Raw genomic sequence first — 16581 nt, 5'->3', positions numbered from 1 at the left:
AAGTAGACGTGCGTATAACTGGTGGGACGTTGAACAGCAAGGGTCACCAGCCTATTGCTGGGGACTGATTGCCGGGAGTCCACATCAAAGCCCTATCACCAGAAATCTCCGATTTCTGGTTAGCAGTCAGAAGCTCTGCTTCTGACGACACCCTCAAGGACCGAGGCGCGTAGCGCCGAGGGAGTAGGGTAGGGTAGTTTACGCGAGCAGTCCGAGCCCGTCGAGCTCCTCCACGATGACGTCCACCGCCTCACGCGCGTCGTCCGGGTCGGTCCCGCCCGTGATCACCAGCTTTCCGCTGCCGAACAGCAGGGCGACGACGTCGGGGTCGTCGATCCGGTAGACGAGCCCGGGGAACTGTTCGGGTTCGTACTCGATGTGTTCCAAGCCGAGCCCGATCGCGATGGCGTTGAGGTTGAGGCTCTCGCCGAGATCCGCGGACGTGACGATGTTCTGGACGGTTATGTCGGGATCGTCGTCGATCGGGATCCGGAGCGCACGAAGTTCGTCGAAGACGATGTCGAGACTCCCGTGGACATCCTCGATGGAGTTCGCGCCGGTACAGACGATCTTCCCGGAGCGGAATATCAACGCTGCGGCCTTCGGATCCGTGGTCCGGTAGACGAGACCGGGGAACTGTTCGGGGTCGTAATCGGCACCTTCGAGGTCCATCGCAACGCTCTCGAGATCGAGCTCCTGTTCGATCCCGGTAGAGGCGACGACGTTCTCCATCGAGATCGTGTCCTTCGGATCGGCCATTACTACCAACACACGGCCGTCGGGGATTTAAAAGAGTTGGCGGGATCCGTCGGAGGGCTGGAAGCGAGGAGCAACGATGATGACTGTGACGGCAGCGACGGCGACAGCGATGGCAACGGCGACAGCGATGGCAACGGCGACAGCGATGGCGACGGCGGCGACGACGGTGACGATGGCAACGGCGACGATGACGGCGGCGTTCCGATCCGCTATCCTCATGCGGCGGGCGTCCCGAGAACGGGCGTGTACTGGCTCGAACTCGCGGGAGAGACCGACGCGTTTGCCGCCTACGAGGCCGGAGCGGCCGCGGCCGGCGTCGAACTGATCGCGCCGGGGATCGCGAGCGCCGGAAGCATTAGGGGGGCGGATGACAGCGGTGTCGGCCGACTCGCGTACACCCGGGCCGCCCACGAGGCGATCGCCCGAACCGACGACGACGTCGCGAGCGCGGTCGCCGCGCTGCGGGCGGCCCCGATCGACCGGACAGGGACCGTCGCGGTCCGGGCCCGAAACGTCCGGAACACAGCCGACGTCTCCACGAACGAGGCCGAACGCGCCCTCGGCAGCGTCCTCGTCGACCGCGGGTTCTCCGTCGACCTCGACGATCCCGATCACGTCCTGCGCGCGCTGCTCGCGGAGGGGCGGCGGGCAGAGCATGACGCGGTCGACGGCGCGGACGGCGAGTCGACCGCGGTGTGTACGCTAGGGTGGGTCGCGAGTGAGGCCGCACGCGATTTCGCCCCGAACCCCACCGATCGACCCTTCTTCCAACCGGGAAGCATGGCTCCCGCGGACGCCCGTGCGTACGTCAACCTCGCCGGGGCGGCTCCCGGGGGAACCGTGCTGGACCCGATGTGTGGCACCGGCGGACTCCCCCTGGAGGCCGGACTGGTCGATGGCGACGTGATCGCCTGTGACGCACAGGCGAAGATGGTCCGTGGCACCCGTGAGAACCTTCGGGAGTACGTCCCCGCCTCCGGTCCGACTTGGCACGTTGCCCGCGGCGACGCCACCGACCTCCCGCTCGCTGACGATGCGGTCGACGGCGTCGTCTTCGACGCGCCCTACGGTCGCCAGTCGAAGATCGCGCGACACGAACTGTCCGACCTCGTCGGCGGCGCGCTCGCGGAGGCCGCCCGCGTCGCGCCGCGCGCCGTGATGATCGCGGACCGAGACTGGCGACCAGCGGCGCGTGCGGCCGGGTGGACGGTCGATGCCGCCTTCGAGCGGCGGGTCCACCGCTCGCTCACGCGACACGTGTTAGTGTTGGAACGCGAACGGCCGGGGTCCGACGCCGATCTCGGAACGTAGCGGGTCGGCGGAACCGAATCGATAGTGAAACCGGATCGGCACCGGGTCAGGGTTCCATGGCTGTGAACGGCCGTTTTCACTTCCGCTCGGGACGCGGGCAACCGTTAAGTGGACGGCACGAGGTGGTTCCCTCATGCCCGGGGACGGCGACGGCGACATGCTCTCGTGGGACGAGTCGGTGTTCCGCGACGAGTCGGTGTTCGAGATCGACTACGTCCCCGAGACGTTTCACCACCGCGAGAGCCAACTCGAGAGCCTGAAGTACGCGCTTCGGCCCGCCGTCCGCGGTTCTCGGCCCCTGAACACGGTCGTCCGTGGACCGCCGGGCACGGGCAAGACCACCGCGGTACAGAAGTTGTTCTCGGAGCTACGTGCCCGCACCGAGGTACGAACCGTTCGCGTCAACTGTCAGGTCGACTCGACGCGGTACGCCGTCTTCTCCCGGCTGTTCGAGGGGATCTTCGAGTACGAGCCGCCCTCCTCCGGAATATCGTTTAAAAAGCTGTTCGGCCAGATCACCGACCGACTCGTCGAGGAAGACGAGGTGCTCGTTGTCGCGCTCGACGACGTAAACTACCTTTTTTATGAGAACGAAGCCTCCGACGCGCTCTACTCGCTGTTGCGCGCTCACGAGGCACACTCGGGCGCGAGGATCGGCGTGATCGTCGTCTCCTCGGACCTCTCGCTCGATGTCATCGACGACCTCGACACCCGGGTCCAGTCGGTGTTCCGTCCCGAGGAGGTGTACTTCCCGGTGTACGGCGCGACGGAGATATACGACATTCTCGGCGAGCGCGCGAAACGCGGCTTCCACGAGGGAGTGATCGGCGACGCGGAGTTGGATCGGGTCGCCGAGTTGACCGCCGAGAGCGGCGACCTCCGAGTCGGCATCGATCTGCTCCGTCGCGCGGGGCTCAACGCCGAGATGCGTGCCTCGCGGACGATCACCGCGGAGGACGTCGAGTCCGCCTACGACAAGTCCAAACACGTCCACCTCTCGCGGTCGCTCCGCGGGCTCTCGGATTCCGAACGCGCCCTCGTTCGGGTGCTCGCGGCCAACGACGGCGAACGCGCGGGACCCGTCTACGAGGCGTTCCACGAGGAGACCGACCTCGGCTACACCCGCTACTCGGAGATCATCAACAAGCTGGACCAGCTGGGCGTCATCGACGCCGAGTACGCCGACGTCGACGGACGGGGGCGCTCGCGGGAACTGACGCTCGCGTACGACGCCGATGCGGTGCTCGACCGGTTGGAGTGACCGCTGGGCGGACTGCCGTGACGCCGACGCCTTTTCAATCCCCCCACTCGCACCCGAAGGCATGAAGACGAGCGGCGGCAGCGACGCGGCGAAGCGGCGAGCCGGCGAGTCGGCGGTCGAGGCGGTCGACGACGGCGACGTGGTCGGACTCGGGACGGGATCGACCGCGGCCCACGCGATCCGGGCGCTCGGCAACCGGGTCGACGCCGGCCTCGACATCTGTGGCGTGGCGACGTCGTTCGCCAGCCGCGAGCTCGCGCTCGATGTCGGAATTCCCCTCATCGACCTCGACGAGGCGGTCGGCCCGGACGCCCCGGGGATCGACGTCGCCATCGACGGAGCGGATCAGGTAGCGACCGACGGTACTGTCGACGGTGCCGCTATTATAAAGGGCGGCGGCGCGGCACACGCCCGCGAAAAGCTCGTCGACGCGGCCGCCGACCGGTTCCTCGTCGTGATCGACCCGTCGAAGGAGGCCGACGTGCTCGATCGACCGGTGCCGATCGAGGTCCTTTCGAGCGGCCGGGGGGTCGTCGCCCGCGCGGTCCGGGCCGCGGAGGGGGATCCGACCCTTCGACGTGCCGAGCGGAAGGACGGCCCCGTCGTCACCGATAACGGAAATCTCGTGCTCGACTGCGAGTTCGGGACGATCACGGATCCGGCGTCGCTGGCGACGACGCTCTCTTCGACGCCGGGCGTCGTCGAGCACGGCTTGTTCGTCGGCCTCGCCGACGAGATCCACGTCGGAACGGATCGGGGAGTTCGAGTCGAACAGCTCTGAACGGAGGAGGAACGCGAGACGCGACGGGAACGACCGCAACGGAGGCACCGACGACGGCGATAGCAGTCGCTCTCTGTGGGTCGAAATAAAACGGCAGGATTGAGCGCCTTACAGGTCGCGCGGCTGGACCGTCTTCCGGTCGTTAGCCTCGGCGCGGCGTGCGGCGTCTTCGAGCAGCTCGTCCACTTCGTCGTCCAGCGCGTCGTAGAAGTCCGAAGCGACGTTCTTGTCGTCCAGCGCTTCCTTGACTGCCGCCTTGACAATGAGGTCTGCCATGCGATCGATGCTATCCCGCGATAGTTAATAAGAGTTCCTGAATTCGCCCGCGAGGGACGCCGTGCTGGCCGTTCACGGGGGTCCGCGGCGGATTACGTATTTAAGTCTTTTGTCGAACAGGCGCAGGTAGGGGGATCTGACGACTGGATCGGGGGCTTCGGCCGTCGGATCGACGGCTACGAACCCATGGAGCACGGAGAATCGGCCATGCGAGAGGAGCGAACCGACGCGCGCGACACCCTTGAGTCGCTGGCGGCCGGTGAGATCGACGTTTCGGAGGCTGAGTCCCGGCTGTCAGGATACGTGACCACGGACGCGGGCCGCTTCGATTCGGACCGCGAACAGCGCCGAGGCATTCCCGAGGCGGTACTCGCGGAGGGGAAACGACCCGCGGAGGCAGCCGCGCTGGCGACGACCGCGCTGGAGTCGACCGGGCGCGCGCTCGTGACTCGAACGAATCCCGACCACGCCGCTGCGGTCCGCGACGCGGTCGGCGAGATCGCCCCGGACGCGACCGTTGAGGTCGACGAAACCACCCGGACGGTCGTGGCCCACGCCGAGGGGTACGAACGACCCGAGCTCGACGCCACGGTCGCGGTCGTCGCCGCCGGCACCGCCGACGCGCCGGTTGCCGGAGAGGCGGCGCTCGTGGCGCGCGAGGTCGGCGCAACGGTCGACCGGCTCGGGGACGTGGGCGTGGCCAACCTCGACCGGCTGCTCGATCAGGTAGAGCGGATCCGCGAGGCCGACGTCGTCGTCGTCGCGGCCGGTCGTGAAGGGGCACTTCCCACGGTCGTCGCCGGGCTCGTCGCCGCGCCCGTGATCGCGCTCCCGGTGTCGACGGGGTACGGTGAGGGGGGCGAGGGAGCCGCCGCGCTGTCGGGGGCGCTCCAGTCGTGTACCGTCCTCACGACCGTGAACGTCGACGCCGGGTTCGTCGCCGGCGCACAGGCCGGGCTGATCGCCCGTGCCATCGACGGGGCGTGACACCGACATGACCGAGCATCACGTCTACGTGATCGAGTGTGCCGACGGAACGTTTTATACTGGATACACCACCGACGTCGACCGGCGAGTCGCCGAACACGACGCCGGCGAGGGAGCGAAGTACACCCGCGGACGGACGCCCGTAACGTTGCGACACGTCGAGTCGTTCGACTCGCGGTCGGCGGCGATGTCCCGTGAACACGCGATCAAGTCGCTTTCGCGTGCTGAAAAGGAGGAGTTGGTCGGCGAGGGGTCAGGGGAGGGGTGAACCGCGCGGGGGCTACTCGACCAGTCGCTCGATCTCGGTGACGAGGATGCCGCTCGCGCCGACGGCTTTTAGCTCAGAGATCGTCGCGAACACGTCCCGTTCCTCGACGACGGCGTGGACCGCGACCATCCCGTTTCCGTTCTCGTCGGCCTCGACGTTCATCACCGTCGGCCCGCCGAGCCCGGGGATCACGTCTTTCACCTCGTCGAGCCGCGCTTTCGGCGCGTTCATCATCAGATAGCGCCGGCCGTCGGCCGCGAGCACGGACTCGAAGGCGGTCACTACCTGCTCGACTTTCGGATCGTCGACCACGTCGGGGCGCGCGAACAGCCGGACCGAGGAGGCGAGCACCTCGTCGATCACGGCCAACCGATTCACTTTCAGCGTCGTCCCCGTCGAGGTGATGTCGACGATGGCGTCCGCCATGTCGACGTGGGGTGTCAGCTCCGTCGCACCCGTTACCGTGACCACATCGGCGTCGACCCTGACACGATCGAGGTAGTTGCGGGTGACGTTCGGGAACTCGGTGGCGACCGTTCTCCCCGCCAGGTCCTCGACGCGCTCGATGTCGCCGTCCTCGGGGGCAGCGAGCACGAGTGTACAGGAACCGTACCCCAGATCGAGCAGATCGACGAGGTCGTCGTCAGCCGCCTCGCTCGTCGACGAGACGACGCCGCCGGACTCCGCGGCCTGATCGAGGCCCGTGATGCCGAGGTCGGCCGCGCCGTCGCGGACATACTCTGGAATGTCGGCCGCGCGCGCGAAGAGAATCGAGACATCGGGGTCGACGGTGTCGGCGTACAGCTGGCGGTCGGCGGTCTCCTCGACGTGGAGTCCCGCTCGTTCCAGAAGCGAGAGCGTCGGATCGTGCAGGCGGCCCTTGTTGGGGACGGCGATGCGCATACGCGAGAAGTCGCGGGGAGACGGGGAAACGTTTTCGTCCGGAGCGCGAGGCGGGTGTCGACGCGAGATCGTTTATAAACAAACGCGGTGGCGCGTGCCTGTGAGCGCCCGGAGGGCGCGAACAGCACCGCGCGAGGGAGTCGGTCGCCGAGCGAAGCGACGGCGACCGACGAGGCTGGGGAGGTGTGGGGCTTTGGCGGTGTTCGCGGCCGGTCCGTGGGTGGCTGTTTGTGAGCGAGCGACCGGCGTTTTGGGGTGTCTGCCGTCGACCTACAATCGATTATTCATAGGCGAGCCGCCGGTCGTGTCGAACCTCCTTCTGACCACCTAGTACGCGACGGGGAGACAGCAGGCGAACGCGACCGGCCACGTGGTCAACTGCGAGACCGGATCGGGCGGCGAAACGAGGCTCCCGACCCCTAGCCCGCCGAGACCGGCGACAACGACGATAGCGGTGGCTCGCTCCCATCGGGACGGCAGGTACTCGCGGGACCGTCCGCGGCGCCACCACAGCAGGTAGTAGAACAGTACAATCCCCAAGAGCGGTGCGAAGACGCCCCAAACGGCCGGATAGTCGCTCCCGCGTGCGTGGGCGTCGAAGTTGACCCAGACGCCGGACGCGTGCCAGACAAACAGGCCGAGGGCGGCGCCGAACGCGACGGCGGGTGTAAGGAGGGACACGATCGGGTGTTCAGCCCGATCAGTAATCGGTCTTCCCCCGTCGGGAGAAAGCGGAACCGTCCGCGTGAGACCGATTTCGCCGCAGTGACCGACGTAGCCGCGCCGCTCAAGTGTCTCCGCCGCCAACGACGCGTATCGTGAGCGACGCCGACTCCCCCCTCTCGGAGGACCGCCCGACCGTCGACCGACCGCTCCGCGTCGACGCCCCGTTCGAGCCCGCGGGCGACCAGCCCGACGCCATCGAGAAGCTGGTCGAGGGGTTCGAGTCGGGCGGAAAAAAGCAGACCTTGCTGGGCGTCACCGGCTCCGGAAAGACGAACACCGTCTCGTGGGTCGCCGAGGAGCTGAACCAGCCAACGCTCGTGTTAGCCCACAACAAAACGCTCGCGGCCCAGCTGTACGAGGAGTTTCGCGAGCTCTTTCCCGATAATGCGGTCGAGTACTTCGTCTCCTACTACGACTACTACCAGCCGGAGGCGTACGTCGAGCAGACGGACACGTTTATCGACAAGGAGATGTCGATAAACGAGGAGATCGACCGCCTGCGGCACTCCGCGACGCGCTCGCTTCTCACGCGCGACGACGTGATCGTCGTCGCCTCGGTCTCGGCGATCTACGGGCTCGGCGACCCGGGAAACTACCGCGACATGGCACTTCGCTTGGAGGTCGGCGAGGAGATCGGTCGCGAGGGGTTGCTCACCCGACTCGTCGACCTGAACTACGAGCGCAACGACGTGGATTTCACGCAGGGAACCTTCCGCGTGCGCGGGGACACGGTGGAGATCTACCCGATGTACGGGCGGTACGCGGTTCGGGTGGAGCTGTGGGGCGATGAGATAGACCGGATGCGAAAGGTCGATCCGATGAAAGGCGAGGTCGTGAGCGACGAGCCGGCGGTCATGCTCCACCCCGCGGAGCACTACTCGATCCCGGACGACCAGTTGGAGCAGGCGATAGCGGAGATCGAAGACCTGATGCAGAAACGTATCCGCTACTTCGAGCGACAGGGTGACCTCGTCGCGGCCCAGCGCATCGAGGAGCGCACTACCTTCGACATCGAGATGCTCCGGGAGGCGGGCTACTGCTCGGGCATCGAGAACTACTCCGTCCACATGGATGATCGAGAGTCCGGCGACGCCCCGTACACCCTGCTCGACTACTTCCCCGACGACTTCCTCACCGTGATCGACGAGTCCCACCAGACGATTCCCCAGATCAAGGGCCAGTACGAGGGCGACAAATCGCGGAAGGACTCGCTCGTCGAGAACGGGTTCCGACTCCCCACGGCGTACGACAACCGACCCCTGACCTTCGAGGAGTTCGAGGAGAAGACGGATCGCACCCTCTACGTCTCCGCGACGCCGAGCGACTACGAGCGGGAGACCTCTGATCAGATCGTCGAGCAGATCGTCCGTCCCACCCATCTCGTCGACCCGAAGGTAGAGATTCGGGAGGCGACTGGGCAGGTCGACGACCTCTTTGACCGCGTCGACGAGCGGATCGAGCGCGACGAGCGCGTGCTCGTCACCACGCTCACGAAGCGAATGGCGGAGGACCTCACGGAGTACTTCGAGGAGGGCGGCGTCGACGTGGCGTACATGCACGACGAGACGGACACCCTGGAACGCCACGAGATAATTCGTGACCTCCGGCTTGGCAACATCGACGTGCTCGTCGGTATCAACCTGCTCCGCGAGGGGCTCGACATCCCGGAGGTGAGCCTCGTCGCCATCCTCGACGCCGATCAAGAGGGATTCTTGCGCTCGACGACGACGCTCGTTCAGACGATGGGGCGGGCGGCCCGCAACGTCAACGGCGAGGTCGTCCTCTACGCCGATCGGACCACCGACTCGATGGAAGCGGCCATCGAGGAGACGCAGCGTCGCCGTGAGATCCAACTGGAGTACAACGAAGAGCACGGCTACGAGGCGACGACCATCGACAAGCCGGTCGGCGAGACGAACCTCCCCGGCTCGAAGACGGACACCTCCTCCGTCAGTGTCGGCGATGTCGAGAGCGAAGACGAGGCGAAAGCGCAGATCGAGGCGCTCGAAGACCGGATGAACGAGGCCGCGAGCAACCTCGAGTTCGAACTGGCAGCGGACATCAGAGACCGGATCGCGGAGCTCCGTCGTGCCTTCGAACTCGACGGCGACGAGGAGGGTGTTCCTGCGCCGCTGGCCGACGAGTGATGGCCGAGCGTCGGGAGCACCCGTCCGATTATCACTCGTCGTGACGAACGGCGACGGTTTTTATTCTCGACCCGCGGAGCGTCGGACATGTATCGCCGCGCGGTCGTCGCCGGAGCGGTCACGCTCGCGACCGCAGGGTGTACTGACCGGGTCCACGACCTGGCGGCGTCGACGCCGCGAGATCTCACGATCAGAAGTCGATACGTTCCAGACGATCCCCTCGTCGAGAACGAGGGCGTCCAGTCCCGTCCGCCGGATATGCTGACACACGCGCTGTCGTTCAGGTCCGAGGAGGCGACGACCTCGGTGGTGCGTTCGGACGCGACGACCGCGCAGTCGTTCGTCGAGGCGACCCGCTTCGTCGACGAGGGGGGTGATGCCGTGCTCGTCGTCGTCCAGCGGCTGGCAGCCCCCGGAGTCGATCTCCGGCTCGGATCGGTAAGCCGGATCGGCGACCGATCGCTTCGGATCGGCGTCGACGAGGTCGGTCACCGCCCCGGCGACGACGATCCGACGGTACACACGCTGTTCGTTCGGCTGACCGACGACCGGGGCCCGCCGGAACGGGTCGTCGTGTCCGTGGAGGACGACCGGGTTGGCGTGACGATCTGAGCGTCGAGCAGGTCGGTCATCCACGTCTCGTCTCGGTTCCCAACGTGTTATGTACCACGCTGCCGTCTCGCGAACATGGCCTCCGTTCGCCGTCGCGTTCTCGGGGTTGTGCTGCTCGCGTTCGCCGTCATCTGTTTCGTCCAGCCGGTGGTCCTCCGATCGGTGCTCGCCGACGTGGGATCGCCAACGCCGACCCTCGGGGACCCCGGATCGCTGATCACGCTCGTGCCGCCCGCGGCTGTCGCCGCCGGGTCAGTCGTCGTCGTCGCCGCCGTTGCCGCCCTCCGCGGGCGACCGCTTGCTCCCCGTGGGGCCCTCTTCGCACCCGCGATCGGCGTCCTCGTGGGGGTCGCGCTCGGAATCGGTCCCGGATCGAAGGGGATATCCACGGCGACCGTGACCGTCGACGGAGCGACGACGTTCGTCGTCACCGGCGCGGTGATCGGCGGGTCGCTCGCGCCGGTCGTCCTCGGGGCAACTCGCGAGGACACCGTGTCGCTGCTGGTCGGGGCAGTCCTCGTTCTCGCCGGCCTCTCGCTCGCCCCCGCTCCCGGGTTCGCACTCCTCGCCGGAGTCCTCGGTGGGGGCCTCGCCATCGGACTGGCGTGGGGACTCGACGCCGCGAGTTGGGCCCCATAGCAACCGTTCCTGGTCGAGGATCACCGCTCAATCACCGCCTCGATGCCGCCCGTTCGCGGATCGGCGGAACGACTCCGACCCACAGTATGAAAGTGGATTTGTACTACTACAATCCTGTTGGTAATATTTATGTCGGTGGAACATGTGTGGTTCGACACGGTTCGCACGGCTAAAACAACAGACAATGTATGACATTTTTCCGAGCGACACGGGTGCGGTCGGGCTCATCGGACCGGTACGAAACTGTGGCAGAGGTAACCCAACGCGAGCGGTCACGTTTGCGGTGACAAGCGATGAGTGAAAGCGAAAACGCAAAGACGGACACGAGTACAGACACGGACGTAGAGACGGACATCTTCTCGGAAAGAACGCAGTTGAAGCCCTACGAGTACAGCGATTTCCTTGATTACGTCGAGGCGATCCGGAACAGCTACTGGGTACACACGGAGTTCAACTTCGACGGAGACGTCCAGGATTTCAAAGTCAACACAACGCCTGCTGAGCAGACCGTTATCAAGCGGACGATGTTGGCTATCGCACAGATCGAGGTACAGGTGAAGACGTTTTGGTAGGACATCTACGAGGAGATGCCCAAAGCCGAGGTCGGGAACGTGGGCATGACGTTTGCGGAGAGTGAGGTCCGGCACATGGACGCCTACAGTCACCTACTCGATGTTTTGGGAATCACGGACGATTTCGAGCAGGTAACTGAGGAGCCAGCGATCAACGAGCGGATCGAGTATCTCGACGAGTATCTGGAAAAAAGCGAGAGTGACGACGAACAAGAGTACGTGATGAGCATCCTGCTTTTCAGTACGTTCGTCGAACACGTCTCGCTGTTCAGCCAGTTCCTCATAATGACGAGCTTCGACAAGCACGAAAAGAAGTTCAAAGGGATAGCGAACGCCGTCGAAGCGACCAGCAAAGAAGAGCAGATTCACGGTCTGTTCGGGGTCGAACTGGTAGAGACGATCAGAGAAGAGAATCCGGATCTCTTCGATGACGACTTCGAGGAGGACGTCCAGGAGGCTTGTCAGCAGGCGTACGAGGCAGAGATGGAGATCCTCGACTGGATCTTCGAGGACGGAGAGCTGGAGTTTCTCCCTCGAACGCACGTGAACGCGTTTTTGCGGGACCGGTTCAATCAGAGTCTGGAAAACGTCGGCGTGGAGCCGATATTCGAGACGGACGACGACCTGCTTGAAGAGACGCGCTGGTTCGACGAGGACATCATGATGACGAAAGATAACGACTTCTTCAGCAAGCGGTCGACCACGTACAACAAACACACACAGAGCGTTACCGCCGAGGACATGTTTTAACAATGGCACAAACAGCACTCGATCACGTCGATCAACAGCACGAAGAGCCGTTCTACTGGCTGAACGAGGACAGCAGAGAGTTCCTCAGAGAGGGATATCTGCTTGAGGGCGTCACAGCCGAAGAGAGAGTCAGACAAATAGCGGAGCGCGCCGAAGAAATTCTAGACGACGAGGGGTTCGCGGACAAGTTTTACGAGTACATGAGCCGAGGCTACTACAGTCTCGCCAGCCCGGTGTGGTCCAACTTCGGACTAGATAGGGGCCTTCCTATCAGTTGCTTCGGCAGCTACATGGAGGATAACATAGAGAGTATTCTCCACACACAAGCCGAAGTTGGTGAGATGACCAAACAGGGCGGGGGCACGAGCGGGTACTTCGGCGAGTTGCGGCCGCGAGGCAGTCCGATAACGAACAACGGCAAGAGCAACGGGAGTTACAGTTTCACGGAGCTGTTCGACACGATCATCAACGTCATCAGCCAAGGTGAAACCCGGAGAGGGCAGTTTGCCGGCTACATCGACGTCGAACACGACGACTTAGACGAGTGGCTCAACATCAAAACCGAGGGGGACCCAGTACAGGACATCTACTACGGCGTCATCATCGGTGACGAGTGGTTCCAGGCGATGGTCGACGGCGACGAGGAAAAGCGGGAAACGTGGGCAGAGATCATCGAGACCCGGATCAATATCGGTGTCCCGTACATCATCTTCCGGGGGAACATGAACGAGGGGAAGCCGCAGGTCTACAAGGACAAAGGCTACGAGATTAACGCTTCCAATCTCTGTACGGAGGTTGCGCTTCCAGCCACCGCCGACGAGAGCTTCGTCTGCTGTCTCTCAAGTATGAACGCCCTCCACCACGACGAATGGAAGGATACCGATGCGGTGGAGACGCTGACACGATTCTTGGACGCCGTGATGGAGGAGTTCATTCAGGAGACGGAGGGCGTCCAGTTCATGGAGCGAGCCGTGCGGTTTGCGAAGCGACACAGAGCGATCGGGATCGGTGTCCTCGGGTGGCACAGCTATCTCCAGAGGGAGATGATTCCCTTCGACAGCATGGAGGCGATGGAAAAGAACGAAGAGATATTCCGGACGATCAAAGAGCGGAGTTATGAGGCGAGCGAAGCACTCGCCGACGAGTTCGGGGAGCCAGAGGTGCTTGAGGGCTACGGCAGGCGGAACACGACGACGATGAGCGTGGCTCCGACAAAATCGAGCAGCGTCATTCTCGGTCAGGTCAGTCCGAGTATCGAGCCGCTGAAATCGAATTACTTCGTGCGGGACGGAGCGAAGCTGAAGTCAACACAAAAGAACAGATCCCTCCAAGCAATACTGGCGGAGCGGGGGAAAGACAATCGTGAGGTCTGGGACAGCATCGCAAACAAAGACGGGAGTGTTCAACACCTCGACTGTCTGACAGAGAGAGAAAAAGAGGTGTTCAAGACCTTCGCCGAGATTCCACAGATGGCGATCATCAACCAAGCAGCACAGAGACAGAAACACATAGATCAGGCACAGAGCGTGAACGTCTCGATCGACCCGAGCGAAGTGAGCGTCAAGGACATCAATCAACTCTACATAGAGGCGTGGAAAAAGGGTGTCAAGAGCCTCTACTATCAACACAGCGTGAACGCCGCCCAGAAGTTCAGTCGGGATATCCTCGAGTGTAGAGCCTGCGAGAGCTGAACGCTCTCGATAATTGGGCGTCTATCGTCCCGGCCGCTCCGTCTCGGACTCCAGATCGACGTCGCGGTCCGCCTCGCGGTCGACGTCGGCGGCCCCCGGGGCGTCAGCGGTCCGGGCGGCATCAGCGGCGGAGGCGACATCGGCCGCAGTGTCGGAATCGCGAGTCTCGTCGGTTCGGAGGTCGCTATCGGCAACCGTATCCAGCTGTTCGAGGGCGCTCTCGATGTCCTCGAGTCCGAGCAGCTTCTCGGTCTCCTCGTCGAACTCCTTGCCCTCCAGCCCCTCCATTTGCTGAACGTCGGAGCCGGAGAGCGCCTTGCCGTAGCGCCCCACCAGACTGGTGAGCTCCTGCGGGAGGACGAACGTGGTGGACTCGCCTTTGCCGATCTCCTCTAAGGTCTCCATCCCCCGCTCGATGATGGCGCGCTCGCCCATCGATTCGGCGGACCGCGCACGCAACACGGTCGAGATGGCGTCACCCTGCGCTTCGAGGATCTGACTCTGTTTTTCACCCTGTGCCCGAATAATGTTCGACTGCTTGTCACCTTCTGCCTGCTCGACCGCGGACCGGCGTTCTCCCTGCGCTTCGAGGATCATCGCCCGACGCCGACGCTCCGCACCGGTCTGTTGCTCCATCGCACGCTGGACGTCTTGGGAGGGGTTGACCTCGCGGACCTCGACCGCCTCGACACGGATCCCCCACTCGTCGGTCGGCTCGTCTAGCTCGTCGTGGATCCGGTTGTTGATCAGGTCGCGCTTGGAGAGGGTGTCGTCGAGTTCCATGTCGCCGAGGACGGCCCGGAGCGTGGTCTGTGCGAGGTTCGAAACTGCCTTTTTGTAGTTGTCAACCTCCAAGAACGCTTTTTTTGCGTCCATTACCTTGATGTACACCACCGCGTCCGCCGTCACCGGCGAGTTGTCCCGCGTGATCGCTTCCTGCTGGGGGACATCCAACGTTTGCGTCCGCATATCGAACGCGTACGTCCGGGAGATGAACGGGGGGACGAGATGGACACCGGGCTCCAGCAGCTTTCGGTACTCTCCGAACACCGTTAATGCCTCCTTGTCATAGGCGTCGACGATCTCGACCGCACTGGCGAGAGTGACCAGCGCGAGCAGAAGCGCCAACACCCCGACACCGAAGACCAAACTCTGGCTCAACACTGCGACGCCGACGAGTAGTGCCACGGCAAGTGCCGTGTACTGCCAGACGGAATCGGGGATCTCGCCGGCCAGATCCTCGATCTCCGGAGGGTCGTTCCGCGGACCTCGTGTTCCCATACCCAACCTTACGGTTCGACGACGTTAACAGTTCGCACGAGGCGAGGGGATGGTGTCGATTCATCGGTCCGGATCCGACCGCGTGGCCCGTCGGAGACACCGGTAGCATCCGTCGACAGGAGGCGGATTTAATCCATCGGGGGGCGAATCTCAAGGTATGCCGGACGAAGACGACGACAACCACGGATTCGACACGCGAAGCGTTCACGCCGGCTCCGACCCGGACCCGACGACGGGAGCCCGAGCCACGCCGATCTATCAGACGACCTCTTACGAGTTCGAGGACGCCGAGCACGCAGCGCGGCTGTTCGCGCTCGAAGAGGCCGGCAACGTCTACTCACGGATTATGAACCCGACGAACGCCGCCCTCGAAGAGCGGATCGCCTCGCTCGAGAACGGGGTCGGTGCGGTCGCCACCTCGTCGGGGATGGCCTCGTTCGACCTCGCGACGTTCATGCTCGCGTCCGCGGGCGATAACATTGTCTCGTCGTCCGCGCTGTACGGCGGCACCTACACGTATCTCACGCACACCGTCGAGCGGCGCGGCGTCACGACGCGGTTCGTCGATCCGCTCGACTACGAGGGGTACGCCGACGCGATCGACGAGGACACCGCCTACGTTCATATCGAGACGATCGGAAATCCTGCCCTCGTCACCCCGGACATCGAGCGGATAGCGGACATCGCACACGACCACGGCGTGCCGCTGTTCGTCGACAACACGTTCGCGACGCCGTACCTCTGCCAACCGCTCGATCACGGCGCGGACCTCGTGTGGGAGTCGACGACGAAGTGGCTCACCGGAAACGGCACGACCGTGGGTGGGGTCCTCGTCGACGGCGGCTCCTTCTCGTGGGGCGAGTACCCGGAGAAGTATCCGGAGATCGCACAGGACAACCCCGCGTACCACGGAATCAACTTCGTGGAGGCCTTCGGTGACGCGGCGTTCACGTTCGCGGCGGTCACTCGCGGACTGCGGGATCTCGGCGATCAGCAGTCGCCGTTCGACGCGTGGAACACGCTCCAACAGACCGAATCGCTCCCGCTTCGGATGGACCGTCACTGCGAGAACGCCGGCATCGTCGCGGAGTATCTGGCGGAACACGACGATGTCGCGTGGGTGAACTATCCGGGCTTAGAGAGCCACGAGACCCACGAGGAGGCGAGCGAGTACCTGGAGGGCGGCTACGGCGGCATGATCACGTTCGGGCTGGAGGGCGGCTACGAAGCCGCGAAGGGGACCGTCGAGAACGCGGATCTCGCCTCGCTACTCGCGAACGTCGGCGACGCGAAGACGCTCGTCATTCACCCCGCTTCCACGACGCATCAACAGCTGACCGAGGCGGAACAGGAGGCAGCCGGCGTCACAGGTGACATGGTACGGCTCTCCGTCGGCATCGAGGACCCGGCGGACATCGTGGCCGATTTAGAAGCCGCTATCGAGACCGCAAGCGCGTAACACCGCCTCCCATCGTGTAACCTGATCACACGATCTCATCGCGTTCGGTGTATCGCCCCAAGAAGTTGGTCGTGTCACAAAGTCCTCTAGAGTTCAGTAGCAACTGGCTCCCGTGAGGAACGGGTTGCCTCTGGTGTCCAACCTACGAGGCAACCCAT

15 protein-coding genes and 1 pseudogene are annotated in these 16581 nt (G+C 64.1%); 11 read left to right on the top strand and 5 right to left on the bottom strand.

Going from position 1 to position 16581, the window contains the following annotated elements; genetic code table 11:
• Positions 1 to 198 precede the first annotated feature (198 nt).
• On the bottom strand, positions 199 to 759 hold the full coding sequence (locus J2751_RS14895) for a TATA-box-binding protein (RefSeq protein ID WP_209487196.1): 561 nt from the start codon (positions 757 to 759) through the stop codon (positions 199 to 201).
• A 243-nt stretch (positions 760 to 1002) separates the two neighbouring features.
• Between J2751_RS14895 and J2751_RS14890 the strand changes: the two genes are divergently transcribed.
• The 3 genes from J2751_RS14890 to rpiA all read left to right on the top strand — a co-directional run bounded on the left by J2751_RS14890 (position 1003) and on the right by rpiA (position 4112).
• Positions 1003 to 2070 carry a methyltransferase domain-containing protein gene (locus tag J2751_RS14890; RefSeq protein WP_209487198.1) on the top strand — a complete coding sequence of 356 codons (1068 nt, stop codon included), beginning with the start codon at positions 1003 to 1005 and terminating at the stop codon, positions 2068 to 2070.
• 133 nt (positions 2071 to 2203) lie between these two features.
• On the top strand, positions 2204 to 3331 hold the full coding sequence (locus J2751_RS14885) for an ORC1-type DNA replication protein (RefSeq protein ID WP_209487194.1): 1128 nt from the start codon (positions 2204 to 2206) through the stop codon (positions 3329 to 3331).
• A 61-nt stretch (positions 3332 to 3392) separates the two neighbouring features.
• Complete coding sequence (gene rpiA, locus J2751_RS14880) at positions 3393 to 4112, top strand: ribose-5-phosphate isomerase RpiA (RefSeq protein WP_209487191.1); 720 nt, start codon at positions 3393 to 3395, stop codon at positions 4110 to 4112.
• Positions 4113 to 4220: 108 nt separating this feature from the next.
• On the opposite strand, the gene J2751_RS14875 is transcribed toward rpiA, so the two are convergent.
• Positions 4221 to 4388: a DUF1931 family protein gene (locus J2751_RS14875; protein ID WP_004047560.1), complete on the bottom strand. Its 168-nt coding sequence runs from the start codon at positions 4386 to 4388 to the stop codon at positions 4221 to 4223.
• 207 nt (positions 4389 to 4595) lie between these two features.
• On the opposite strand from J2751_RS14875, the gene larB reads away from it, so the two are divergent.
• Together larB and J2751_RS14865 are read left to right on the top strand one after the other, a co-directional pair.
• The gene (gene larB / locus J2751_RS14870; RefSeq protein ID WP_209487189.1) at positions 4596 to 5375 is read left to right on the top strand and encodes a nickel pincer cofactor biosynthesis protein LarB; all 780 of its coding nucleotides are present in this window, start codon (positions 4596 to 4598) and stop codon (positions 5373 to 5375) included.
• A 7-nt stretch (positions 5376 to 5382) separates the two neighbouring features.
• A complete protein-coding gene (locus J2751_RS14865; RefSeq protein WP_209487187.1) occupies positions 5383 to 5643 on the top strand; it encodes a GIY-YIG nuclease family protein in 261 nt (86 codons plus the stop codon).
• Positions 5644 to 5655: 12 nt separating this feature from the next.
• Here J2751_RS14865 and hisG read toward each other — a convergent pair whose 3' ends face one another.
• Entirely contained in the window at positions 5656 to 6546 is an 891-nt protein-coding gene (hisG, locus tag J2751_RS14860) for an ATP phosphoribosyltransferase (protein WP_209487185.1), read from the bottom strand.
• 327 nt (positions 6547 to 6873) lie between these two features.
• Positions 6874 to 7227 (bottom strand): hypothetical protein, encoded by a 354-nt coding sequence (locus tag J2751_RS14855; protein ID WP_209487182.1) that lies wholly within the window; start codon positions 7225 to 7227, stop codon positions 6874 to 6876.
• A 137-nt stretch (positions 7228 to 7364) separates the two neighbouring features.
• Here J2751_RS14855 and uvrB point away from each other — a divergent pair, with 137 nt between their 5' ends.
• The 5 genes and pseudogenes from uvrB to J2751_RS14830 all read left to right on the top strand — a co-directional run bounded on the left by uvrB (position 7365) and on the right by J2751_RS14830 (position 13683).
• Entirely contained in the window at positions 7365 to 9419 is a 2055-nt protein-coding gene (gene uvrB, locus J2751_RS14850; protein WP_209487180.1) for an excinuclease ABC subunit UvrB, read from the top strand.
• An 87-nt stretch (positions 9420 to 9506) separates the two neighbouring features.
• Positions 9507 to 10031 (top strand): hypothetical protein, encoded by a 525-nt coding sequence (locus J2751_RS14845; protein WP_209487178.1) that lies wholly within the window; start codon positions 9507 to 9509, stop codon positions 10029 to 10031.
• 75 nt (positions 10032 to 10106) lie between these two features.
• Positions 10107 to 10670: a hypothetical protein gene (locus J2751_RS14840; protein ID WP_209487175.1), complete on the top strand. Its 564-nt coding sequence runs from the start codon at positions 10107 to 10109 to the stop codon at positions 10668 to 10670.
• A 293-nt stretch (positions 10671 to 10963) separates the two neighbouring features.
• Positions 10964 to 11992, top strand: a pseudogene (locus tag J2751_RS14835) (ribonucleotide-diphosphate reductase subunit beta).
• A 2-nt stretch (positions 11993 to 11994) separates the two neighbouring features.
• Positions 11995 to 13683, top strand: a complete 1689-nt coding sequence (locus tag J2751_RS14830) for a ribonucleoside-diphosphate reductase subunit alpha (RefSeq protein WP_209487173.1) — start codon at positions 11995 to 11997, stop codon at positions 13681 to 13683.
• A 21-nt stretch (positions 13684 to 13704) separates the two neighbouring features.
• Here J2751_RS14830 and J2751_RS14825 read toward each other — a convergent pair whose 3' ends face one another.
• Entirely contained in the window at positions 13705 to 14964 is a 1260-nt protein-coding gene (locus J2751_RS14825; protein ID WP_209487171.1) for an SPFH domain-containing protein, read from the bottom strand.
• Positions 14965 to 15121: 157 nt separating this feature from the next.
• Between J2751_RS14825 and J2751_RS14820 the strand changes: the two genes are divergently transcribed.
• Positions 15122 to 16423: an O-acetylhomoserine aminocarboxypropyltransferase/cysteine synthase family protein gene (locus J2751_RS14820; protein WP_209487169.1), complete on the top strand. Its 1302-nt coding sequence runs from the start codon at positions 15122 to 15124 to the stop codon at positions 16421 to 16423.
• Positions 16424 to 16581: the final 158 nt, after the last annotated feature.

It is taken from the genome of Halorubrum alkaliphilum (genome assembly GCF_017873815.1).
In the GTDB taxonomy this organism is placed as follows: Archaea; Halobacteriota; Halobacteria; order Halobacteriales; family Haloferacaceae; genus Halorubrum; species Halorubrum alkaliphilum.
Note: the sequence above shows the minus strand (reverse complement) of the source record. Positions and strands in the feature narration are given on the sequence as shown.

Bases quoted from the DNA above. Each gene is read 5' to 3' on its own strand.
- J2751_RS14895 (WP_209487196.1), bottom strand. From the start codon at position 759: ATGGCCGATCCGAAGGACACGATCTCGATGGAGAACGTCGTCGCCTCT.
- J2751_RS14885 (WP_209487194.1), top strand. From the start codon at position 2,204: ATGCCCGGGGACGGCGACGGCGACATGCTCTCGTGGGACGAGTCGGTG.
- rpiA (WP_209487191.1), top strand. From the start codon at position 3,393: ATGAAGACGAGCGGCGGCAGCGACGCGGCGAAGCGGCGAGCCGGCGAG.
- J2751_RS14875 (WP_004047560.1), bottom strand. From the start codon at position 4,388: ATGGCAGACCTCATTGTCAAGGCGGCAGTCAAGGAAGCGCTGGACGAC.
- larB (WP_209487189.1), top strand. From the start codon at position 4,596: ATGCGAGAGGAGCGAACCGACGCGCGCGACACCCTTGAGTCGCTGGCG.
- J2751_RS14865 (WP_209487187.1), top strand. From the start codon at position 5,383: ATGACCGAGCATCACGTCTACGTGATCGAGTGTGCCGACGGAACGTTT.
- hisG (WP_209487185.1), bottom strand. From the start codon at position 6,546: ATGCGCATCGCCGTCCCCAACAAGGGCCGCCTGCACGATCCGACGCTC.
- J2751_RS14845 (WP_209487178.1), top strand. From the start codon at position 9,507: ATGTATCGCCGCGCGGTCGTCGCCGGAGCGGTCACGCTCGCGACCGCA.
- J2751_RS14840 (WP_209487175.1), top strand. From the start codon at position 10,107: ATGGCCTCCGTTCGCCGTCGCGTTCTCGGGGTTGTGCTGCTCGCGTTC.
- J2751_RS14830 (WP_209487173.1), top strand. From the start codon at position 11,995: ATGGCACAAACAGCACTCGATCACGTCGATCAACAGCACGAAGAGCCG.
- J2751_RS14825 (WP_209487171.1), bottom strand. From the start codon at position 14,964: ATGGGAACACGAGGTCCGCGGAACGACCCTCCGGAGATCGAGGATCTG.
- J2751_RS14820 (WP_209487169.1), top strand. From the start codon at position 15,122: ATGCCGGACGAAGACGACGACAACCACGGATTCGACACGCGAAGCGTT.